Source organism: Azospirillum endophyticum (assembly GCF_016595245.1).
In the GTDB taxonomy this organism is placed as follows: Bacteria; Pseudomonadota; Alphaproteobacteria; order Azospirillales; family Azospirillaceae; genus Azospirillum; species Azospirillum endophyticum.
This window is the reverse complement of record NZ_JAENHM010000060.1, coordinates 181,705-202,391: the sequence shown is the minus strand read 5'-3', so window position 1 is coordinate 202,391 and position 20,687 is coordinate 181,705. Positions and strand designations below refer to the sequence as shown.

Here is a 20,687-nt window from a genome sequence, read left to right as displayed (position 1 = left end):
GCCGCGCCGTCAGGCGGCGGCGCGGTACATGCCCAGGATGTCCTCGCGGCTGAGGTCGCGCGGGTTGTTGTCGAGCAGCCGGCGGATGGCGTGCGCCTCCTCGGCCATGCGCGGCAGATCGGTCTCGGGCACGCCGAACTCCGACAGACGCATGGTGCAGCCGAGCTCCAGGCACCAGCCGTAAGCGGCCTCGAACACCGCTGCGGGATCAGTGGCGGCCGGCAGGCCGAGCGCTTCCAGCACCGCGGCGGTCTTGGCCGGGACGGCCGGCGCGTTGAAGGCCAGCACATGCGGGAAGATCAGCGCGTTGGCGGCGCCATGCGGGATGTGGTGGCGGGTGCCCAGCGGGTAGGCGACGGCATGGCCGGCCGCCGTGTTGACCGGACCCAGGCAGATGCCGCCATAGAAGGACGCCAGCGACAGGCCGGCCCGCGCCTCGCGGTCGCCGCCGTCGGCGATGGCCCGCGGCAGGAAGCGGCCGACCAGCCGGATGCCCTCCAGCGCATAGAGGTCGATCAGCGGATGAGCCTTGCGGTTGGTGTAGGCCTCGACGCAATGGGCCAGCGCATCGACGCCGGTGGCGGCGGTGACGGCGGCCGGCACGCTCAGCGTCAGGTCCGGATCGACCACCGCGACGTCGGCCAGCATGTGGACGCTCTGCACCGCCAGCTTGCTCATCGTCGCGGGATCGGTGACCAGGGCGCGGGTGCCGACCTCGCTGCCGGTGCCGGCGGTGGTCGGGACCTGGACCAGCGCGGCGCGCTTGCCCGTCACCTTCTCCGGCCCGACGACGTCGCGGATGGTCTGGCCGCTGCCGGGCAGGACGGCGGCCAGCTTGGCCAGATCCATGGCGCTGCCACCGCCGAAGCCGATCACCACCTGCGGCTCGACCCGTTCTGCGACGGCGAGCAGCGCCTCCAGGTTGGGGACGTCGGGTTCGGGCTTGATGTCGGCGAAGACGGTGACGGCGCCTTCCAGCCCCAGCCGGTCCACGCGGGCGGCGTTGAAGGCGTCGGCGACCACCAGGATGCGGGTGAGGCCGCGCTCGCGCACCCAGCGGCCGGTCTCAGCCGCCGTACCGGCGCCGAAGACGACGCGGGGTGGGCGGAGCAGGTCGATGGGCGTGGTCAGGTCGATGGTGCTCATTTTCCAGGTTCCTCAGGCGGCGACGCGCACGCGGGCGGCGGCCAGCTTTTCGGCGTAGTCGATGGCCTCAATCAGGCTCAGCTCGTTGGCGATGCCCTTGCCGGCGATGTCGAAGGCGGTGCCGTGGTCGACGGAGGTGCGGATGATCGGCAGGCCGAGCGTGATGTTGACGCCGCTCAGCGCATCCCAGGTGCCGGTTTCCGGATTGACGTTGAAGCCCAGCAGCTTGACCGGGATGTGGCCCTGGTCGTGGTACATGGCGACCACCGCGTCGTACTGGCCGGCGCGTAGCTTGACGAAGATGGTGTCGCCCGGCACGGGCCCGATCACGTCCAGCCCGTCGGCGACGCATCGCTTGATGACCGGCTCGGTCACTTCGATGTCCTGGCGGCCGAACAGCCCGCCTTCGCCGGCATGGGGATTCAGCGCCGCGATGGCGATGCGGCGGCGCGGCAGGCCGAGCCCGGCCAGCGTCTCGTCGGTGCGGTCGATGACGTAGCGCAGCCGTTCCGGCGTCAGCTTCTTCGGCACGTCCTCCAGCGCGATGTGGGTGGTGACGTGGCTGACCCGCATGTTGCCGTGGGCCAGCATCATCACCGAACCGCGGGCGCCGGTCAGTTCGGCCAGCAGGTCGGTGTGCCCGGCATAGTGATAGCCGGCCTTGTTCATCGCCTCCTTGTTCAGGGGGGCGGTGACGATGCCGTGGATGCGGCCGGCTTCCGCCAGACGCACCGCACGTTCCACCGCCAGATAGGCGAAGCGGCCGCCGTCGACCGACAGCACGCCGGGACGGATTGGCTCGCCTTCCGGCCCCGCCTGGAGGCAGGCCAGCGCCGGCCACTCGCCATCGACGTCGGTGACCTCCGGGAAGTCGAGGTCGCTGCCGAGCGCGTCGCGCGCCGCGTGGAGGGCGGGGTTGCTGCCGATGACCAGCAGGCGCAGCGTGCCGTCGGCCAGCCGGTCCTTCAGACGCGCGCAGGCCTTCACGATGATCTCCGGCCCGACGCCGGCCGGATCGCCCATGGTGATGGCCAGATGCGGTGTCATGCTTGTTCTCCCTGATGAAGCGGCGCATCCAGCGCGAGCAGCCGGCGCAGCAGCGCCGGGTCGCCGAAGGCTCCCGATTTAGAGATGACGCGGACTCCGTCGAAGCGGCCGCCGCGCAGGATGGAGCAGGGCACCCCCGGCCAGACATGGCCGTCGAGGTCCAGCCGGTCGGCTTCCAGCGCCAGGCAGAGGCCGCGCAGGGTCTCGCCGCCCGCCACCAGCAGCGTTCCCGGCGGGTCGAGCCGGCGGACCAGCCGGGCGAATTCCCGTTCGATCCGCTGCGCCGCGTCGGCCCGCGCCAGCCCGTCGGGCAGGGCAAGGGTGGCGAGCGCGAGGCCGTCGCGGTCCAACCGCTGGGCCAGCACCGCGGCCCCGGTCGGGCCGCCGTCGGGCAGCGCCAGCACATGGTCGGAACAGGCGTCGAGCTGGGCCGCCATCGCCGGATGGTTGGTGCCGAACAGCCCCAGGATCGGGCGCGGCAGCCGCAGCGGAGCGCCGTCGCCGGAGACACCGCCCATCTGCCGGGCCAGGGCGCCGGCCAGACCGCTGCTGCCGCACCACAGCACCCGGCCGGTCAGCGCAAGACCCGCAGCGGCGATGGCGTCGAGATCGGCGTCGGCCTCCGCATCCCACAGGCTGAGGCCCGCGGGCACCGGCTCGCCGGGGCAGCGGGGCTGGACGGCCTGGCCCTCCCGCTCCAGATCGGCGCGCAGGTCGCTGGCCGCGGGCGTCCAGCTGCGCCCGTCATCCCCGCGGGCGAGCTGGAGTCCGGCGCGGGTGATGCGGCCCTGATAGGGGAAGGCTGGGGCGACGATGATGTGGTCGGGCGCCGTGGCGGCGATCCAGGCGGCGATCTCCGCCCCGGCATGGCCGCGCAACAGGCTGTCGAGCTTGGCGTAATGGAGCGTGCCGGGGACGCGCGGCAGACCGGCGGCGATGGCGGCCACCCGGCGCCGTGCCGCGTCGCGCGTCGCCTCGCGGGTGCCGCTGTCGAAAGCGAGTTCGTTCGGCAGGACGGGGTAGGGCAGGCCCTGCCAATAAACGGGAATCGGACCGGTGAGGACGGCGAACTGGGCGGCGGTGTCGAGCGCCCCGGTCAGGTCGTCGGCGATCAGGCACGGGCGCCGCGGCGCCGGTGATCCGGTCGCCGCCCGGATGCCGTTCGGCGACCCATCCTGTGGAACCATGCTGTCCATGGGTGATCCCCATCCTTCGAGCGGCGGCCACCGCAAGGCGATGACATGCAGCCGGGCGCTCCCGCCGCCCTTGATGATGTCCCATTCCATCACAGCGCTGCGGAGATATCAATATGTTGTAATCTTGTCTAATCGAAAATGCTGCGCTTGCGGAGTTTTTGCGCCTTACATGTTTACAGGATTATGGCAGAGCATCCAAAGCGCAGTGCCCCGCAGCCGGAAGAGGCCGCAGGGCGAAGCGAGCGGGAGCGGGAAAGCGGGCTCGGCTGGCCCGGCAGGGAGAAATTCAGGGGAAGGTTCTACAGGGAAAGATCCAGGGCGCGTCCTTCGAACACACGGTCGCGCGACCCTTCCAGATGCCGGCGCATCCGCATGCGGGCGGTTTCGCCGTCCCGTTCCCGGATGGCGTCGAAGATGCCGAGATGCTCCTCGTACACGCCGGACAGGCCCGAACTGGGACCCATCAGCGACACGCTATGGAACTTCATGCCGACGGAGATGTGGTCCTTCAGCGCCTGCATCGACGACATGTAATAGTGGTTGTTCGTTGCCTCGGCGATGGCGGTGTGGAAGGCATAGTCGGCATCCTCGCGGTGCCGGTGCGCGCGGGTCGCATCGCCCATCAGGTTGAGCGCCGCCGCGATCCTGTCCAGGGCGTCGTCGTTCCAGCGCAGGGCGGCATGATAGGCGTGGTCCGGCTCGATGGTCAGCCGGAACTCGTAACAGCGCTGGATGTCGGCGATCGTCTCCACCGGGGCGTAGCCGAGCACCGGCTGGCTTTCCTCCGCCGCCACCCGGACGAAACTGCCGGCGCCCTGGCGGGAATAGATCAGCCCGTCCGTCCGCAGCCGTTTCAGCGCGTCGCGAACCACCGGTCGGGACACCTGAAAACGGGCGGCGAGTTCGTTCTCGCCGGGCAGCCGCTCGTCGGGCTGGAAATCGCCGGCGCTGATCTGGGCAAGCAGCAGCTGGTAGACCCGGGTAACGAGCGGCGTCTGGCGCGTACGGAGGACCTGCGCTCCTTCCCCGCCATCGTCAGCCACCGCGCTGGCCACCTGGTTCGCCGAACCGTCGCTTTCCGCTCGCATCCTGTCGCTCCGATCCATTGCCCGTCAGCCCTCTGTTGTCGGGTATTTGTAAACATGTAAGCGCCATGTTGCCAGCTTTTCAATGGGGGCGGCTTTGCCCGATTCGGCAATGCGGCGAGGACCAGCAGAGCGTGGTTGCGGCGCCGGTCGCTGACGGGGGTCTTGAGGAAGGGGGTGGCGAACACTGCGCCATGGCACTTCCGGCTTGGCCGGGGAGACCGTCCCATCTTGCCTGGCAGGCCTCAGCCGGCTGGGGCGAAGCCGGCCTCGGTCAATTTCAGTCGCCGCAGATCGACTCCCATCTCGGTGCGGAAGCGGGCAACGGCCGCATCGCCCAGCCGGCGCGCGGTGGCGCTGTCGCCGCGCTTCATGGCATCCATATAGGCGGCGTGCTGGATCAGGAAGTTCAGCATCAGCACCTCGGACAGTTCCTGGCGCTGGGCCTCGTCGAGCCGCACATATCCGGGGTTGGAGGCGATCGTCGGCCGGATCTGGTCGCGCACGGCCTGGGCTTGGGCGCGGTTATTGTCGGCGCCGTTCGCCATCGCCCAGTTGAGGATCCAGTAGCTGGCCATGCTGTCGGCCATGTCGCCCGGGCGCAGGCCGTCACCGGCAACGATCTCCGCCCAACTGGCCACCGGATCGTGTCGGGCCATGGCCTCGGCAATGCGCCTGCCGCCCTCTTCGCCGGCTTGCTTGCCCATCCAGTCGGCGAACTGACGACGCACGCGGACGCTCACCGCCGGCGAGGCGCGGTAGGTCGTGGCGGCTGCCGGGTCGGTAGGGCGTGCCGGCTGTTGCGCCGATTGCGTCTTGCCGCCGCGACCGGACTTGATCGCGCTGTCGACCCTCTGCCTGTTGAGGATGTCGGACATCACGTAATTGTTCGGAAGCACCGTCGGCATGTCCTGAGCGGCGGCAGGCGCCGCCCAGGGCAAGGCAAGCATCAACAGAACGGGCGTGAATAGACGAGCGAGGTGCATGGGCCGGCATCCTTCCATGCTCCGCCGCCGATCTAATGTGGTGGACAGGCGACGGCGGGCGGAAAGCGGTGGATTGTTCCGCCGCCTTCCATGACTTTCCAGTTCGCCGACGTGGTAATCATCTGGTGGAGGCCACCCCCGGCATGGGAGGCACTGTCTTCCCTTCCTGCACTCTGCGCCCTCACTCCACCGTAACGCTCTTCGCCAAGTTCCGCGGCTGATCCACGTCCGTCCCCTTCAGCACGGCGGTGTGGTAGGCCAGCAGTTGGACCGGGATGGCGTAGAGCAGCGGGGCGACCAGCGGGTCGCAGGCCGGGAGTTCGACCGACCAGCGGACCTTGTCCTTCAGCTTGTCGATGCCCTTCCTGTCGGCCAGCAGCAGCACCTTGCCCGACCGCGCGCAGACCTCCTGCACGTTCGACACCACCTTCTCGAACAGGGCGTCGGACGGCACCAGCACGATCACCGGCACATTGTCGTCGATCAGGGCGATGGGGCCGTGCTTCAGCTCGCCGGCGGCATAGCCTTCGGCGTGGATGTAGCTGATCTCCTTCAGCTTCAGCGCACCTTCCAGGGCCAGCGGATACATGGCGCCGCGGCCGAGATAGAGCACGTCGCGGGCTTCCGACACCTCCTGCGCCAGCTCCTTCAGCCGCTCGTCATGGGCCAGAACATCGGCGGCGCGGGCCGGCACCTCGCGGAGCGCGTGGGCGATCTGCTGCATGCGCTCCTGGTCGATGGCGCCACGGGCGCGGCCGACGGTGACGGCAAGGCAGGCCAGCGTGGTCAGCTGGGTGGTGAAGGCCTTGGTCGAGGCGACGCCGATCTCCGGTCCCGCCATGGTGTAGAGCACGGCGTCGGATTCCCGTGCAATGGTGCTTTCCGGGGCGTTGACGATCGACAGGATCTTCTGGCCCTGGCGCTTGCAGTAGCGCAGCGCTTCCAGCGTATCCAGCGTCTCGCCCGACTGCGAGATGAACAGCGCGATGCCGCCCGGTGGCAGCGGCGCCTCGCGGTAGCGGAACTCCGAGGCGATGTCGACCTCGACTGGAATGCGGGCCAGCGTCTCGAACCAGTATTTGGCGACGAAGCCGGCGTAATAGGCGGTGCCGCAGGCGACGATGGTCAGCTTGGACGCGCCGGCGAGGTCGAAGGGGAAGTCCGGCAGGGTGAAAGTGCCGGTTTCCGGGTTGATGTAGGCGTTCAGCGTGTCGCCGATGACCTGCGGCTGCTCGTAGATTTCCTTGAGCATGTAGTGGCGGTAGCCGTCCTTGCCGATCAGGGCGCCGGACACCGCCGTGGTCTTCACCGGCCGCTCCACCACCGCGTCGGCGGCATCGTGGACGATGGCGGCAGTGCGGCTGACCTCGACCCAGTCGCCGTCCTCCAGATAGCAGATGCGGTTGGTCAGCGGCGCCAGCGCGAAGGCGTCCGATGCCAGATACATCTCGCCGTCGCCATAGCCGATCGCCAGCGGCGTGCCGTGGCGGGCGCCGATCATCAGCTCGTGTTCGCCGGCGAAGATCAGCACCAGGGAGAAGGCGCCGGTGAAGCGCTTGAAGGCGGCGGCCGAGGCCTGGACCGGCGTCATGCCCTGCTGGTCCAGGTAATAGGTGACGAGGTGGACGATCACCTCGGTGTCGGTGGCGCTTTCGAAGACATAGCCGTGGCCGGTCAGCTCGTCCTTCAGCTCCTGGTAGTTCTCGATGATGCCGTTGTGGACGACGGCGACGCGCTTGGTGGCATGCGGGTGGGCGTTGTTCTCCGTCGGGCCGCCATGGGTCGCCCAGCGGGTGTGGCCGATGCCGACGGTGCCGGACAGCGGCTGGTCGCGCAGCTTCATGTCCAGGTTGGCCAGCTTGCCCTCGGCGCGGCGGCGCTCGATGTGGCCGTTCACCAGGGTGGCGACGCCCGCGCTGTCATAGCCGCGGTATTCGAGCCGGCGCAGGCCCTCCACCAGCCGGGGGGACGCGTCGTGAATGCCGTTGATGCCGATGATGCCGCACATGGACCTGATGCTCCTGAAAAAAAGATGCCGACCGGAGAAGAAGACCCGAACCGACCTTACGCCTTTTTCGCTTTCTCGTTTTGCTTCCGTTCGCGGAAACGCTTCGCCCACCCGGCGTAAGCCTTCTGGCTGCCGCGGGCGACCACCAGCGCGTCGGACTCCACCGCCATCGTCACCACGCTGCCGGCGCCGACGATGGCGCCGTCGCCGATGACGACCGGGGCGACCAGCGCGCTGTTCGAGCCAATGAAGGCGCCGGCGCCGATCTCCGTCCGGCTCTTGGAGAAGCCGTCATAGTTGCAGGTGATGGTGCCGGCCCCGATGTTCGCCTTGGCCCCGACGCGGGCGTCGCCGATGTAGGTCAGGTGGTTGGCCTTGGCGCCGGCTTCGATCACCGCGTTCTTCACCTCGACGAAATTGCCGATATGGGCATCGGGGCCGATCTCGGCGCCGGGGCGCAGCCGGGCATAGGGGCCGATGACGGCGCCGCTGTCGATGCGCACGCCTTCCAGATGGCAGTAGGGCTTGATCTCCACCCGGTCGCCGACGGTGACGCCGGCGCCGAAGAAGCAGCCGGGCCCGACCACCACGTCGCGGCCGAGTTTGGTGTCGACGCTGAGGAAGACGCTGTCGGGGTCGATCAGGGTGGCGCCATTGTCCATCGCCGCCTTGCGCAGCCGGCGCTGCAGCAGCTTCTCCACCTCCGCCAGCTCGGCGCGGGAATTGACGCCGACCACCTCGGCCGGGGCGGCTTCCACCACGGCGCAGGCCATGCCGGCGCGGCGCGCGATCTGGACCACGTCGGTCAGGTAATATTCGGACTTGGCATTGTCGTTGCCGACGCTGCCGATCAGGTCGACCATGCGGGCGCCGTCGAACGCCATCAGGCCGGCGTTGCACAGGGTGACCGCGCGCTCCTCCTCGCTGGCGTCGAGATACTCGACGATCTTCTCCAGCCCGCCGCGGGCGTTCAGGATCAGCCGGCCATAGGCGCCGGGATCGGTGGGCCGCATGCCCAGCACCACCACCGCCGGGTCGGCCGCCTGCCGGCGGGCCTGCACCAGTGCGCGCAGCGTATCCGGCGTGACCAGCGGCGTGTCACCATACAGCACGATGACGTCGCCGGTGAAGCCCTCCAGCAGGCCGAAGGCGGCGCGCACGGCGTCGGCGGTGCCGCGCTGCTCATGCTGGACCGCGGTGGGGTAGGGGGCGACGGCGGCGGCGACGCTGTCCATGCCGGGGCCGACCACGACCACGACATGGTCGGGGTCGAGCGTCTTCACCGCGGCCAGCACATGCCCGACCATCGGCCGGCCGGCAACCCGGTGCAGCACCTTGGGCAGATCGGATTTCATGCGCGTGCCCTTGCCGGCGGCGAGGATCACGCAGGCGAGCGGACGATGGGCCATGGTGGTGTTCCTGGTCGAGCCTGTGTGGGACGGAAAGCTGGTCGATGAGGTGCCGTACTTGAGCCGGGAAAGGTTAAGACATCACTGCCGGGAAGGAGGAGGCCTCTTTCGGAATTGCCACTGAACCACCCGCAATTCCGGGAGTGGTGTGCCACAGGAAGCCGTGCAAGCCCAAGTCAACTTTTGTTTCAATCTGCAATGATTAAATGTTTCCAAGGGGTTTGCCTGTTCAACTTTCCCAAGCTTCATGTCGTTGATTTTCCGGATTCGCGGTGGCCGGGCTCTCCAGAGCCCAACGCCCCGCCCGCGCCAGCAGTGAGGCAGGGGCTTGCCGCTAGCTATGAAAACGTAACGCTTCAGTTCCGGATGAGGATTGCGTGCCGAGTGTACGGCGTTGGAAAATCCTATTCTGTTCTAGGGCTTATCGGAGGCCGGGTTAACCAGTATTGTCACGGAAGTAGCGTTTCCCCGCCACCCCGTCAACTCGACCTTTAGGTCTGCGTGGCACGGTACCCACAGCCGGGTATTGGGCTTTTTCTGGGTAGCCTGGAGCGCGGAGCGGGCATAATCGTCCCACCGTATCTTGCTGGGGTCCGATGACCTCCGGCCATCGTAGAGCGTCAGCGCCGCAGCCCGGAGCATATGCGCGACGGTGAGCGGAACGTTGCAGTCTTCCATCAAGGCGTGGCGATAAGCACTTCTTTATCGAAGACGGGCACCGTAAACTGTCGTTCCTGCATGGTACCGTATTCGAGTGAAACCAATGAACAATATTGAGATGGCGCTGAGCTCCATGCGATCAGGAGATCTTGGGGCGGCGGAAAAATATTTGAAAGAGGATTTGAGAGAGAAGGGCGAGAATGCTGACGCTTTTTCTCTCCTTGCTGTGGTCGCGCACCAGGGCGGCAACCTTTCGACCGCGATCACTTATACGATGAAGGCGCTTTTGCTTGATGAAGGCCATAGGATTTCGCGAGCAAACATAAAAAAGCTTGTTCAATATCATAAGGATGAATGTTTAAAAGTTGCCCGCCAGTTTAGAGCAGAGGAGCGCATTTCGGATGCTATGTATATATTTAGGCTTGTTGCGGAATATTTTCCAGAGTCTCTGAATGCTCAAGTTAGTATTGGTGACTGGGGTAATGACAATGCAGGATTTATCAGTCATTTTCCATATTCGCCTCGCGCATCTTTTAGTATTAAGCCCTCTTCTGGTCTGAGGCAGCCGTTCACTTATCGTGGGGGCGACACCTTCCATGTAGAGACCGCATCTGGCATCTTTCCTGTCAAATTTAACGATAAAAACAAGCAATTCTCGAGCGTCACCGAGACAGATCCTCATAAATTCTATGAACCGGAGATATTGACGCTGATCGATGAATTTCTTCCTGAAGATGGCACTATGTATGACATTGGTGCGAACTGGGGGCATATCTCAATATTTGCAGCAACAAGACCAGGATTTTCGGGGTCGGTATTTGCGTTCGAGCCCGATGCGGAAACATATCAAGATTTGTCTTCAGTCGTTCAACAAGCCGGGCTTCAGTCAAAGATCCACTGCTTGCGCGTTGCGGCTTCTGATCGAGCGGGAGAAGCAAGCATTTATAGAGCAAACAACAATCACTCGGGGCTTACAAGGCTGACAAGTGAAGGGAATTCTTTGATAGCTGGTGTCGAGTGGATGAAGAGCGGAAGCTGCACGACCTGCCGAGTGGATGACGTGCATGGAACCGGCCGCGTGGACTTGATCAAGATTGATGCAGAGGATCATGAACTTGAAGTTCTATCCGGCGCAACGCGGACTATCGAAAGAGACCAACCATTCGTAATAATGGAAAACTGGATATCCGTAGATAAGTCTGAAACCACGATCGCCCCTCTCAAGTTGTTGAGTTCATACGGATACGTGCCATTTGTGCCGGTCTGGAGTGGTTTGGACAGGAGAACCGGCGGGATATATTATTCTCTTCTCCGGTCGCGAGTTAAGGATCCTGATGCTGCATTTCATCTATTTTCCATCGACGAGAATACGCGGTTCTCGCTGTGGCCGGCAGTCAATATCTTCGCTGCTCACAGAAGCCGCATCTCCGATGTGGCTGTCAAAGCGTTCAGCTGATCGGATTTTCAAGGGATCGTAGGTAAGTCCCCGAGGGTTGCCGGGTCGGCCCGGCGGTCCGCCGATGGCGGAGTGACGCCGGTCAGATGCACCACCACGCTGCCGAAGTCGCTGTCCGTCTCCAGCCTCACCGGCAGGGGCGGATAGCCGGCGGCGACCGGTGCCAGCCAAAGCTGCACCGGCGGCCGGTCCGCCGGGTTGCTCCGCTGCCAGAACCGGCCGGACGGCGACGACTTGGCGTAACCGGCCACCGGCTTGTAGGTCACCCGGCATTGCTGGGCGACGCCGGAAAAGATCGAGTAGCGCGAGGGATCGACGACACGCCGCCCCACCTCGCCGAACACCATGTCGTAGCGGCGACGGCCGTCGAAAACCGGCAGCGACCGGTCGCAGCCCCCGCCGGCCCCCACGGCGAACAGCAGGTCGAGCACGGCGGTCAGCGGATCCAGCGTGTCCCGCTGCAGCGCCGGGGGCACCGGCTCCCGCTCGTCGCTCTCCGGCGGCGGCGAGACGCTGGCCGAGACCTCGCCCTGCGGTCCATAGGTCAGGGTGACGTCGCGCGGCTCGCCGCGGAACCGGCTGGTCTGCCGGTGGCTGGCCGGTCGCAGGTCGCCGCCCCGGACTTGGCCGTCGCTCTGCGAGTCCGTGCGCCAGCTGAACAGCCGCCCGATGGTGCCGCCGGTCACCGCCGACACCGCGATCCGGTACCGGTCGCCGGTCACCTCCAGTGTCGCGTCGACGTCCAGCGCGGTGACGCCGCCGACGAAGACCCGGTAGGTCGCCTTCGCCGGCTCCGCCAGCGCCATGGCCGGTGCGAGGGGAAGCAGGGGAAGCGACAGGCCGGCTGCCATCAGGGCCGTCCGGACAGGGGAGGAGAGGCGGAAGGGGCTGGGCTGGGGCACGGTCCAGGGCTCCTGCGGTCGGCGGATGGTTTTTTAGATGGGGATGAATCTGGTGCTTGACACCCGGCGGGGAAGGCCGTAGAAACCCGCCCACCGCAGCGGCGGGGCCGGCGAAAGACGGTCGTGACGCTTCCGGAACGGTGAAATGGGCATCCGGATGGACCGTCCAGGATTACCGGTTCGGGGTAAAGAGTTTCAGGGTTCGGGCGCGTAGCTCAGCGGGAGAGCATTCGCTTCACACGCGAAGGGTCACAGGTTCAATCCCTGTCGCGCCCACCATCACGAAAAAGGCTCCGGACGAAAATCCGGGGCCTTTTTCAATTCCGGCGATCGTTTTCCCTGCGCCGCAGCCTCGCCGGTCATGGGCCGATCATGATCAGCGAGAGCGCGGTCGATTGACGCAGATCAGCCCTCTTCGCGCCGCGATGCGATAGACAGGGGGCATCCTTGTCACCCGCTTCGGAAAGCCAGATCACATGGACGATACCCGTATCGCTTTGCTCTCCCTCGGCCTGCTGGTCGCGGTCCTCGCCGTCATCATCGGTTCGGTGATCTTCGTCCCGTCCTTCACCGCGCTGCTGGCCACGCTGCTGGCCTGGGCGAATCTGGCCTATCTGGTCGGCATCACGATCAAGCGGTGATTGCCAAGCGGTGATCGCCAAGCGCTGAGCCGGCGCGCTGATCGGAAACCGCGGCGGGAAGGGGGCTCCCTGACTCCGCCGCGGCTGCCGAACCCCGATGTTCGGGCAACAGTCTGTCTTGCAGAAAGCTTTTCTGGACAGGAACGGTCCGGCGGGTTATCCAGCGCCCGTTCTCGAAGCGCAGGGACCGCCGCCATGACGCCGATCGCCGCCGACCCATCCTCCCGTCCGCTGCCGATCCTGAGGACGGTCGAGGACCTGCGTGCCCAGGTCGCGGTCTGGCGCCGGGACGGGTTGACCGTCGCGCTGGTGCCGACCATGGGGGCACTGCATGACGGGCATCTGGGCCTCGTCCGGCGCGGTTGCGAACTGGCCGACCGGGTGATCGCCAGCGTCTTCGTCAACCCGACCCAGTTCGCCCCCCACGAGGATTTCGACCGCTATCCGCGGGACGAGGGCGGCGATGCCGCCAAGCTGGCCTCGGCCGGCTGCCATGCGCTCTATGCGCCGACGGTCCGCGCCATGTATCCGCAAGGCTTCGCCACCGCCATCTCGGTCGGCGGCCCGGCGGAAGGGTTGTGCGGCGCCTTCCGGCCGCAGATGTTCGGCGGCGTGGCGCTGGTGGTGACCAAGCTGTTCCTGCAGGCCCTGCCCGACGTCGCGGTGTTCGGCGAGAAGGATTACCAGCAGCTTATGGTGATCCGCCGCTTTACCCGTGACCTCGACATTCCCGTCCGCGTCGAAGGGCTGCCGACGGTACGCGAGGCCGACGGACTCGCCATGTCGTCGCGCAACGCCTATCTCGACGCCGCGGAACGCGCCGGCGCGCCTGAACTGTACCGGGCGCTGACCTTGGCCGCCGATGCCCTGGCGCGGGGGGCGGAGGCCGACGGTGTCCTGACCGGCATCCGCGGCCGTATCGCCGAAGCTGGGTTCGGCACCATCGACTATGTCGAACTGCGCGATGCCGAAACGCTGGAGCCGGTGACTTCCGTCTCCCGTCCGGCCCGCCTGCTGGCCGCCGCCTGGATGGGCAAGGCCCGGCTGATCGACAATGTGCCGGTGATCCCCGCCGCTTGACCGGCCGGGGAGTGGCTGCAGAGTGGCCGGGAAGTGATGATGCCGGCCAGATCGGCATTTGACCGATATTTGTTGCGTGCCTAGCATCCGTCCCGTCGGGCACGGCCCCGGCGGGTTTCGTGGCTCCCGCGATGGGGGCGGAAAGGCGATCTTGCGGCTCGTTCGTCGCAACCGGCAGGGCGAAGCGGTTTCCCTGATGCCGCTCGTCCTGACCGGCATCCTGCTGACGCTGGCGGCGCTGGGCGTGGGTGGTGCGGTGGTCGCCAGCCGCAACCGTGCACCGACGTCCCAGGGGCACCAGGGGGCCGACAAGAAATACGCGGCGTTGCCGTTGATGACCTTCAGCCTGGGCGGCAACGACGCCCGGATGGTCGACGTCAAGGTCCTGCTGGAGATCGACCCGTCGGTGGACGGCAAGGTGGCCGACCCCTATGTCCCGCGCATCTCCGACCAGTTGTCCGACCGGATGCGCCAGATCGATCCGAAGCAGCTGGCCGGCGCCGACGGGGCGATGCTGATGAAGAGCACGATCGCCGGGGTGCTCGACCGCGAACTGCGCGGTGTGCGGGTGAAGGACATCCTGCTGGACCGGATGGTGGTCAGGTGAGCCGAGCAGCCCGGAAAAGGCCGCCGGCCCGGACGCGCCCGATTGGACGCATCCCGGGGGCGAGCGGCTCCTGATTTCAGTCGGCCAGCCGCGTGGTCAGGCGCGGTGCGGTGCCGCTGGCCGCCGCGACGTAGCGGGCGCGCAGCGGCTTCAGGACGAACAGCGCGAGGAAGGCGGCCAGCGCGTTGACGATGGCGACGCTGTAGAAGACCGTCTGCCAGCTGCCGGTCGCCTCCACCATCAGGTTGCCGACGGGAACCAGCAGGGCGGCCACCCCCTTCGCGGTGTAGAGCATGCCGGCGTTGGTGGCGGCGAAGCGCGAACCGAAGGTGTCGCCGCAGCAGGCCGGGAACAGGCTGAAGATCTCGCCCCAGGCGAAGAACACCAGGCCGGTCAGGATGACGAAGGCCACCGGGTCGGCGCCATAGGCGCTGAGCGCCATCACGCCGACCGCCTCGATGGTGAAGGCGATGAACATCGTGTTCTCGCGCCCGATATGGTCCGACACCCAGCCGAAGAAGGGCCGCGTGATGCCGTTCATCACCCGGTCGATGGACAGGGCGAAGGTCAGGGCCGGCAGGGTCAGGCCCAGGATGCTGACCGGGGCGTCGATCAGGCCCATGTCGGCGGCGATGGGGCCGAGCTGGGCGGTGACCATCAGCCCGCCCGCGGCGACCATGGTGAACATGCCGTACATGATCCAGAAGACGGGCGTGCGCAGCATCTCCTGCGGGGTGTAGTGGCGGCGCTGCGGGGCGGTGGCGCCGCGCGCCTGGCCGTAGCCCAGCTTGGGCGGGTCGGCCATGAACCAGGCCAGCACCAGGATCACCAGCCCCTGGCCGAGGCCGAAGGTCATGAAGGTGGTCTCGAAGCCGGAGGTCTCGATCATCGTGGCGATCGGCACGACCGTCAGGGCGGAGCCGGCGCCGAAGCCGGCGGCGGTCAGGCCGGCGGCCAGGCCGCGGCGGTCGGGAAACCATTTCAGCGCATTGCCGACGCAGGTGCCGTACACACCGCCGGCGCCGATGCCGCCGATCACCGCGGCGAGATAAAGCAGGGTCAGCGAATCCGCCACCGCGTTCAGCGCCCAGGACAGCGCGCACAGCGCGCCGCCCACCAGCACGACGATGCGCGGGCCGAATTTGTCGACGAACCAGCCCTCCACCGGCACCAGCCAGGTTTCGGTGACGATGAAGATGGTGAAGGCAACCTGGATCGCGGTGCGGCCCCAGCCATGCTTGTCGTCGATCGGCTCGACGAACAGGGTCCAGCCATACTGCAGGTTGGCGATCATCGACATGCAGACGATGCCGATGGCCAGCTGCATCCAGCGCCCGCCCCAGGGTGCGACCTGGGCCGTGTTGCCGTGCGTCTCACGCACCATATGCTTCCTCCCGCTTGCACCCGACATGTTCTGTTCGGCGACATGTTCTGTTCGGACTGCCGGACCTTTTGATTGATACGGCCGTGTCATTCGTCTCTGCCGTCCGGCCCGAGAAAAGGCTGTGGGAGGGGGCTGCGTCACCAACTTATAATTGCTGGCATGCCATATGCCCCATGCCCGCTTTCACGATCATCAGTTTGACGGACTATGTCAATACGGACCATCTGCGAACCACGCAACATGCATGCGAACTGTCCATGTGAATCCGCTGGATTTCCGTGGAATGGGAAAAGCCACAATCGGCGGCTGGCCGGAAGCGCGGCAGTTTGCGAGGATGCAAGGCCCGATGAATGGATGCGGACCGATGCCACTGCCTGAACCGTCGCTGCTGGTCGTCACCGACCGGCGGCTGGCCGACCGGCCGCTGCCGGAAATCGCGGATTGCCTGTTCGCGTCCGGCCTGCGCTGGCTGTCGTTGCGGGACAAGGACTTGCCGGATGCGGAGCGGTTGGAGCTGGCCCGCGCGCTGATGGCCCGCGCCCGGCCTTGGGATGCCTGCGTCACCCTGCATGGCGACCCGACGCTGGCGGCGGCGGCCGGCGCGGATGGGGTGCATCTGCCTTCCGGCGGCGATCCGGCGGCGGCGCGCGCATTGCTGGGCAGGGACGCGTTGATCGGGCTGTCGGTTCACGACTCGGACGGCGGGGCGGCGATTGAGCGGGCAAGCGGGCAGGTCGATTACGTCACCCTGTCTCCGGTCTTTCCCTCGGCCAGCAAGCCGGGCTACGGACCTTGCCTCGGCACCGCAGGGGTGCGGCACTGGGTCGGCCGGGGCGTGCCGGTGATCGCGCTCGGCGGCATCGACCGGGCGGGCGCAGTGGCTGAATGCCGGGCGGCCGGTGCGGCTGGCGTGGCGGTGATGGGGTTGGCGATGCGCGATCCGCAAGCGCTGGCGCCGCTGCTTGCGGCATTGGGGCCGGCCGGAAACGCAGCGCAGCGTTGCGGCTGACCGCGGGCGTGGTTTACGCCTGCCCCCCTGGACATTTCAACGCCTTGCATGCATCTGGTATGTAGGATACGAAAAAGCCGAAGGTCCCGGTCGGGGGCCCGACCGGGTGCGCCCAGACAGCCGGCGAGACATACAGCCGGCGAGACATGAGGACATCGACTCCATGACCTTTCCTGCTCTCAACGTCCAGCCCCTCGACACCGGAACGACCTTCCGCAGTCAGGTCTATCACGCGCTGAAGCAGGCGATCACGGAGATGGACATCTACGACCACGACCGCGAGATCCGGCTGGACGAACGGCAGCTCAGCGACAAGCTCGGCGTCAGCCGCACGCCGATCCGCGAGGCGCTGACCCTGCTGGAGCAGGAGGGCTTCATCCGCCTGCAGCCGCGCCGCGGCATCTTCGTCATCCGCAAGACCAAGACCGAGATCGTCGAGATGATCCAGGTCTGGGCGGCGCTGGAAAGCATGGCCGCCCGCATGGCGGCGGAACACGCCCCGGCGGAGGAGATCCACAAGCTGTGGGACCTGTTCGGCAGCTTCGAGCAGCGCAGCCCGAAGGACAATGTCAGCGAATATTCCGACGCCAACATCGCCTTCCACAAGAGCATCATCCAGCTGAGTGGCTCGAAGCTGATCCAGGACGTCACCGACAACCTGTTCATCCACATGCGGGCGATCCGCAAGCTGACCATCGGCCAGGAGGACCGGGCCGAGCGCTCCATCCACGACCACCGCGCCATCATCAAGGCCCTGGAGACCCGCGACGCCGACCTTGCCGAGAGGCTGGTGCGCGAGCACACGATGGGGCTGGCCGCGCATGTGGAGAAGCACTGCGACTTCCTGGAGTGAAGAGCAGCTTCCCGAAGTGAGGGAGGGAGCCGGCCTGCGGCCCCCCGCACGTCAGGCCGTCACTGCCTTCTGCGCCGCTTCCACCTTCGGCACGTCGTCGCCGTCGATGGTCACCACCCGCAGGGCGTTGGTCTTGCCCGGCGTGCCGAAGGGAACGCCGGCGGTGACCACCAGCGACTGGCCGGACTTGCCGATCCCGGCATCCGCCGCAGCGGTCAGCGCCCGCCCGACCATCTCCGAGAAATTGGCGACGTCGTCGGTCAGCGCGGCGTGGACGCCCCAGGCCAGCGACAGCCGCCGTGCCGTCGCCTCGTTGTTGCTGAGGCCGAGGACCGGCACGCCCGGCCGCTCGCGCGAGGCGCGCAGCGTGGTCGATCCGGTGGTGGTGTAGGTCACGATGGCGGCGGCGCTGATGGTTTCCGCCACCTGTCGCGCCGCGGCGGTCAGCGCGTCGGGGACGGTCGCCTCCGGGCTGGGATGGTCGGCGTCCATGATGCGGCGGTAGAGCGGGTCGCCTTCCACCCGGCGGACGATGCGCTCCATCATCGCCACGGCCTCGACCGGATAGCGGCCCGATGCGGACTCGGCGCTCAGCATCACCGCGTCGGCCCCGTCATAGACGGCGTTGGCGACGTCGGAGGCCTCGGCCCGGGTCGGGGTCGGTTCCGACACCATGGATTCCAGCATCTGGGTGGCGACGATCACCGGCTTGCCCATGGCGCGGCTGAGACGGATCATCTTCTTCTGCAGGCCCGGCACGTCTTCCGGCGGCAATTCCACGCCGAGATCCCCGCGCGCCACCATCACCGCGTCGGACAGCTCGATGATCCGGTCCAGCGTCGGCAGGGCCGCCGGCTTCTCGATCTTGGTCATCACATGCGCCCGGTCGCCGATCAGCTCGCGCGCTTCCAGGATGTCCTCCGGCCGCTGGACGAAGCTGAGGCCGATCCAGTCCACCCCGAGGTCGAGCCCGAAGGCGAGGTCGCTGCGGTCCTTCTCCGACAGGGCGCTGAGCGCCAGCGCCGCACCGGGGACGTTGACGCCCTTGCGGTCGGACAGGGTGCCGCCGGCAACCACCTCCGTCTCGGCGAAATCGGCGCCGCAGTCGAGCACGCGCAGCCGGATGCGCCCGTCGTTCAGCAGCAGGTCCAGGCCGGGCTCCAGGCTGGCGAACACCTCAGGATGGGGCAGGCAGACGCGGCGGCTGTCGCCCGGCCGGCGATCGAGGTCGAGGCGGAAGCGGTCGCCGATGGAAAGATCGACCGGCCCGAAGCCGAAGGTGCCGACCCGCAGCTTGGGACCCTGGAGGTCGAGCAGAACGCCGATCGGCCGGCCCAGCGTCCGCTCGGCGGCACGGATGCGGGCGTAGCGCTCCGCATGCTCGGCCTGGGTGCCGTGGCTGGCGTTCAGGCGGAAGACGTTCACGCCCGCCCGGGCCAGGGCCGTGATCTGGCTTTCGGACGAGCTGGCGGGACCCAGCGTGGCGACGATCTTGGTGCTGCGGTTGAACGGCATGACGACAGCCTTCCTCCGCCCGGCCCTTTGCGAAAAGGGGCGGGACTGGCGAGTGATGGTGAGCGAAGTTCGGTGTTGCCGGGATGCTGGAAGTCTTAGGCCGGACGGTCAAACGGCTCCCGTTCCTAATTCCGCATCGTGAGAGTGGTTCCTCCCTCCGCCCATGGACAGGCGGATACCCGGTCGGCGACACTGGGACATGCCCGAGACCGCGCTCCGAAGCCCCGTTCCGCCCCATCCGGCCGCCACGCTGATCCTGCTGCGCGACGGGCCGGAAGGACTAGAAGTGCTGGTGATGGAACGCCATGCCGGTCTCCGTTTCGCGCCCGGCGCCACCGTCTTTCCCGGCGGCCGGCTGGAGCCGGCGGACCATGATCCGCTCTGGCGCGCCCGCTGGCCGGACGGGGAGCCGCCGGCCGATCTCGCGCATCGGGTCGCCGCCGTGCGGGAGTGTGCGGAGGAATGCGGCATTCTGCTGACCCAGGATCCACTGCCGCCCTCGTCCCTGGCCGGGTTGCGCCGTTCTCTTGCGGCGGGAGAGGGCTTCGCCGACGCGTTGGCCCGTGCCGGAGCCGCCCCGGCCTTCGACCGCATGGCGGTGATGGCGCGCTGGGTGACGCCGGAGACGCTGCCGCGCCGCTTCGACACGCTGTTCCTCCTGGCCCCGGCGCCGGACGGGCAGGAGCCGAAGGGCGACGGCGGGGAAGCCGTCGGCACGCTGTGGGCCTCCCCGTGCCGCCTGCTCGCGGAGGAGGAGGCCGGACGGTGCCGGCTGGTCTTCGCCACCCGCATGACCCTGCTGCGGCTGGCGGGCTGCGCAGACACCGCGGCGGCGATGGCCTGTGCCGCGATTCCTCTCGGACCGCATGCCGGATTGCCGCCGCCGATCCTGCCGTGCCTGGTGGACACGGCGGCCGGACCGGTCTACCGGATTCCGGCCGGCTGCGGCTTTTCGCCACTGGAGACTGCGGCCGAACATGTTAGGCTCGGGTAAGATTAGGAAAGCCGGGGCGGGTTTCCGCGATGTGAAAATTGCGCGAAGGTGCTATTGTGCGACGCGGAACGCGCAATCATTCTTCATGCCGACGCTCGGCGCCGGATGACGGCGGTGGGGCGGAGGCAGTGAGGATCGCGCAATGGATGTCGGGTTCGTCGGGGGCGGGGGGATGGCCGATGCGATCATGGGCAGGCTGCGGGAGGCCGGACATCGGCTGCACCGTCACCCCCATGGCCGCGGCGTCTTCCGCGACCGGGCCGGAAGATGCGATGTCGTGATGATGCTGTTGCCGGATGCACGGTCGGTCGAGGCCGCCCTGTTCGCCGACGACGGCTTCGCCGCCGCCTTGCCGCCGGGCGCGTTGGTGATCGACCTGTCATCCCTGTCACCGGCCGCCGCCATGGGCAATGCCGCGCGATTGGCCGATCTGGGCGGCCTGCTGGTGGATGCGCCGATCGCCTCCAGCCTTGCCCGGGACCTGCCCGTCGACCTTGGCGGCAGCGATGAGGCATGTGCACGGGCCGAAGCTCTGCTCCGGGTGTTCACCGATCGCGCCGTCCATGCCGGCGGCCCCGGCGCGGGGCAACGGGCGCGTCTTGATCGAAAGCCGGATGGCGACGGTGACGATCCGGATGGACTGCACCGGCTGCTGCGCCTGATGGCCTTCGACGGCCCCCCTGAACCTTTGTCGCCGAACCTGAGTTGA

The 20,687-nt window shown here is 67.3% G+C and carries 18 protein-coding genes and 1 tRNA gene; 9 read left to right on the top strand and 10 right to left on the bottom strand.

Annotated elements, in window-relative coordinates:
* Positions 1-9: 9 nt before the first annotated feature.
* The 7 genes from JHL17_RS22280 to glmU all read right to left on the bottom strand — a co-directional run bounded on the left by JHL17_RS22280 (position 10) and on the right by glmU (position 8,877).
* On the bottom strand, positions 10-1,146 hold the full coding sequence (locus JHL17_RS22280; RefSeq protein ID WP_200196505.1) for an iron-containing alcohol dehydrogenase: 1,137 nt from the start codon (positions 1,144-1,146) through the stop codon (positions 10-12).
* Positions 1,147-1,158: 12 nt separating this feature from the next.
* Positions 1,159-2,193, bottom strand: coding sequence for a 4-hydroxythreonine-4-phosphate dehydrogenase PdxA (gene pdxA / locus JHL17_RS22275; protein ID WP_200196504.1), 1,035 nt, complete (start codon positions 2,191-2,193; stop codon positions 1,159-1,161).
* Positions 2,190-3,389, bottom strand: coding sequence for a four-carbon acid sugar kinase family protein (locus JHL17_RS22270; protein WP_247893731.1), 1,200 nt, complete (start codon positions 3,387-3,389; stop codon positions 2,190-2,192). Before JHL17_RS22270 ends, pdxA begins: the two co-directional genes overlap by 4 nt.
* Before the next feature lie 299 nt (positions 3,390-3,688).
* Entirely contained in the window at positions 3,689-4,477 is a 789-nt protein-coding gene (locus JHL17_RS22265; RefSeq protein ID WP_200196503.1) for a FadR/GntR family transcriptional regulator, read from the bottom strand.
* A 242-nt stretch (positions 4,478-4,719) separates the two neighbouring features.
* Positions 4,720-5,460 carry a DUF6683 family protein gene (locus JHL17_RS22260; RefSeq protein WP_200196502.1) on the bottom strand — a complete coding sequence of 247 codons (741 nt, stop codon included), beginning with the start codon at positions 5,458-5,460 and terminating at the stop codon, positions 4,720-4,722.
* Between the two features lie 181 nt (positions 5,461-5,641).
* Positions 5,642-7,468, bottom strand: a complete 1,827-nt coding sequence (glmS, locus tag JHL17_RS22255; RefSeq protein WP_200196500.1) for a glutamine--fructose-6-phosphate transaminase (isomerizing) — start codon at positions 7,466-7,468, stop codon at positions 5,642-5,644.
* Between the two features lie 56 nt (positions 7,469-7,524).
* The gene (glmU, locus tag JHL17_RS22250) at positions 7,525-8,877 is read right to left on the bottom strand and encodes a bifunctional UDP-N-acetylglucosamine diphosphorylase/glucosamine-1-phosphate N-acetyltransferase GlmU (RefSeq protein WP_200196498.1); all 1,353 of its coding nucleotides are present in this window, start codon (positions 8,875-8,877) and stop codon (positions 7,525-7,527) included.
* A 763-nt stretch (positions 8,878-9,640) separates the two neighbouring features.
* Here glmU and JHL17_RS22245 point away from each other — a divergent pair.
* Positions 9,641-10,993 carry an FkbM family methyltransferase gene (locus tag JHL17_RS22245; protein ID WP_200196496.1) on the top strand — a complete coding sequence of 451 codons (1,353 nt, stop codon included), beginning with the start codon at positions 9,641-9,643 and terminating at the stop codon, positions 10,991-10,993.
* An 8-nt stretch (positions 10,994-11,001) separates the two neighbouring features.
* Here the strand turns inward: JHL17_RS22245 and JHL17_RS22240 are convergent, their stop codons facing one another.
* Positions 11,002-11,895, bottom strand: a complete 894-nt coding sequence (locus JHL17_RS22240) for a DUF3108 domain-containing protein (RefSeq protein WP_345773858.1) — start codon at positions 11,893-11,895, stop codon at positions 11,002-11,004.
* Between the two features lie 204 nt (positions 11,896-12,099).
* Here JHL17_RS22240 and JHL17_RS22235 point away from each other — a divergent pair.
* The 4 genes from JHL17_RS22235 to JHL17_RS22220 all read left to right on the top strand — a co-directional run bounded on the left by JHL17_RS22235 (position 12,100) and on the right by JHL17_RS22220 (position 14,223).
* Positions 12,100-12,174: transfer RNA gene (locus JHL17_RS22235), tRNA-Val, on the top strand.
* Positions 12,175-12,371: 197 nt separating this feature from the next.
* Complete coding sequence (locus JHL17_RS22230) at positions 12,372-12,536, top strand: sugar tyrosine-protein kinase (protein WP_200196494.1); 165 nt, start codon at positions 12,372-12,374, stop codon at positions 12,534-12,536.
* A gap of 195 nt (positions 12,537-12,731) precedes the next feature.
* Positions 12,732-13,616: a pantoate--beta-alanine ligase gene (gene panC / locus JHL17_RS22225; RefSeq protein ID WP_200196492.1), complete on the top strand. Its 885-nt coding sequence runs from the start codon at positions 12,732-12,734 to the stop codon at positions 13,614-13,616.
* 151 nt (positions 13,617-13,767) lie between these two features.
* A complete protein-coding gene (locus tag JHL17_RS22220; protein ID WP_247893730.1) occupies positions 13,768-14,223 on the top strand; it encodes a flagellar basal body-associated FliL family protein in 456 nt (151 codons plus the stop codon).
* 76 nt (positions 14,224-14,299) lie between these two features.
* On the opposite strand, the gene oxlT is transcribed toward JHL17_RS22220, so the two are convergent.
* Positions 14,300-15,607, bottom strand: coding sequence for an oxalate/formate MFS antiporter (oxlT, locus tag JHL17_RS22215; RefSeq protein ID WP_200196490.1), 1,308 nt, complete (start codon positions 15,605-15,607; stop codon positions 14,300-14,302).
* A gap of 364 nt (positions 15,608-15,971) precedes the next feature.
* Between oxlT and JHL17_RS22210 the strand changes: the two genes are divergently transcribed.
* Together JHL17_RS22210 and JHL17_RS22205 are read left to right on the top strand one after the other, a co-directional pair.
* A complete protein-coding gene (locus JHL17_RS22210; RefSeq protein ID WP_200196488.1) occupies positions 15,972-16,616 on the top strand; it encodes a thiamine phosphate synthase in 645 nt (214 codons plus the stop codon).
* Between the two features lie 163 nt (positions 16,617-16,779).
* Positions 16,780-17,469, top strand: a complete 690-nt coding sequence (locus JHL17_RS22205) for a GntR family transcriptional regulator (RefSeq protein ID WP_200196486.1) — start codon at positions 16,780-16,782, stop codon at positions 17,467-17,469.
* 51 nt (positions 17,470-17,520) lie between these two features.
* Here the strand turns inward: JHL17_RS22205 and pyk are convergent, their stop codons facing one another.
* Positions 17,521-18,984 (bottom strand): pyruvate kinase, encoded by a 1,464-nt coding sequence (gene pyk / locus JHL17_RS22200; RefSeq protein WP_200196484.1) that lies wholly within the window; start codon positions 18,982-18,984, stop codon positions 17,521-17,523.
* Positions 18,985-19,183: 199 nt separating this feature from the next.
* Between pyk and JHL17_RS22195 the strand changes: the two genes are divergently transcribed.
* Together JHL17_RS22195 and JHL17_RS22190 are read left to right on the top strand one after the other, a co-directional pair.
* The gene (locus tag JHL17_RS22195; protein WP_200196482.1) at positions 19,184-19,978 is read left to right on the top strand and encodes an NUDIX hydrolase; all 795 of its coding nucleotides are present in this window, start codon (positions 19,184-19,186) and stop codon (positions 19,976-19,978) included.
* A 142-nt stretch (positions 19,979-20,120) separates the two neighbouring features.
* Positions 20,121-20,687 carry an NAD(P)-binding domain-containing protein gene (locus JHL17_RS22190; RefSeq protein WP_200196480.1) on the top strand — a complete coding sequence of 189 codons (567 nt, stop codon included), beginning with the start codon at positions 20,121-20,123 and terminating at the stop codon, positions 20,685-20,687.

Coding starts and splice junctions, on each gene's coding strand:
- JHL17_RS22230 (WP_200196494.1), top strand. CDS start 12,372: ATGGACGATACCCGTATCGCTTTGCTCTCCCTCGGCCTGCTGGTCGCG.
- JHL17_RS22210 (WP_200196488.1), top strand. CDS start 15,972: ATGCCACTGCCTGAACCGTCGCTGCTGGTCGTCACCGACCGGCGGCTG.
- JHL17_RS22190 (WP_200196480.1), top strand. CDS start 20,121: ATGGATGTCGGGTTCGTCGGGGGCGGGGGGATGGCCGATGCGATCATG.
- glmS (WP_200196500.1), bottom strand. CDS start 7,468: ATGTGCGGCATCATCGGCATCAACGGCATTCACGACGCGTCCCCCCGG.
- panC (WP_200196492.1), top strand. CDS start 12,732: ATGACGCCGATCGCCGCCGACCCATCCTCCCGTCCGCTGCCGATCCTG.
- JHL17_RS22195 (WP_200196482.1), top strand. CDS start 19,184: ATGCCCGAGACCGCGCTCCGAAGCCCCGTTCCGCCCCATCCGGCCGCC.
- JHL17_RS22260 (WP_200196502.1), bottom strand. CDS start 5,460: ATGCACCTCGCTCGTCTATTCACGCCCGTTCTGTTGATGCTTGCCTTG.
- JHL17_RS22205 (WP_200196486.1), top strand. CDS start 16,780: ATGACCTTTCCTGCTCTCAACGTCCAGCCCCTCGACACCGGAACGACC.
- JHL17_RS22280 (WP_200196505.1), bottom strand. CDS start 1,146: ATGAGCACCATCGACCTGACCACGCCCATCGACCTGCTCCGCCCACCC.
- oxlT (WP_200196490.1), bottom strand. CDS start 15,607: ATGGTGCGTGAGACGCACGGCAACACGGCCCAGGTCGCACCCTGGGGC.
- pyk (WP_200196484.1), bottom strand. CDS start 18,984: ATGCCGTTCAACCGCAGCACCAAGATCGTCGCCACGCTGGGTCCCGCC.
- JHL17_RS22270 (WP_247893731.1), bottom strand. CDS start 3,389: ATGGACAGCATGGTTCCACAGGATGGGTCGCCGAACGGCATCCGGGCG.
- pdxA (WP_200196504.1), bottom strand. CDS start 2,193: ATGACACCGCATCTGGCCATCACCATGGGCGATCCGGCCGGCGTCGGG.
- JHL17_RS22245 (WP_200196496.1), top strand. CDS start 9,641: ATGAACAATATTGAGATGGCGCTGAGCTCCATGCGATCAGGAGATCTT.
- JHL17_RS22265 (WP_200196503.1), bottom strand. CDS start 4,477: ATGCGAGCGGAAAGCGACGGTTCGGCGAACCAGGTGGCCAGCGCGGTG.
- glmU (WP_200196498.1), bottom strand. CDS start 8,877: ATGGCCCATCGTCCGCTCGCCTGCGTGATCCTCGCCGCCGGCAAGGGC.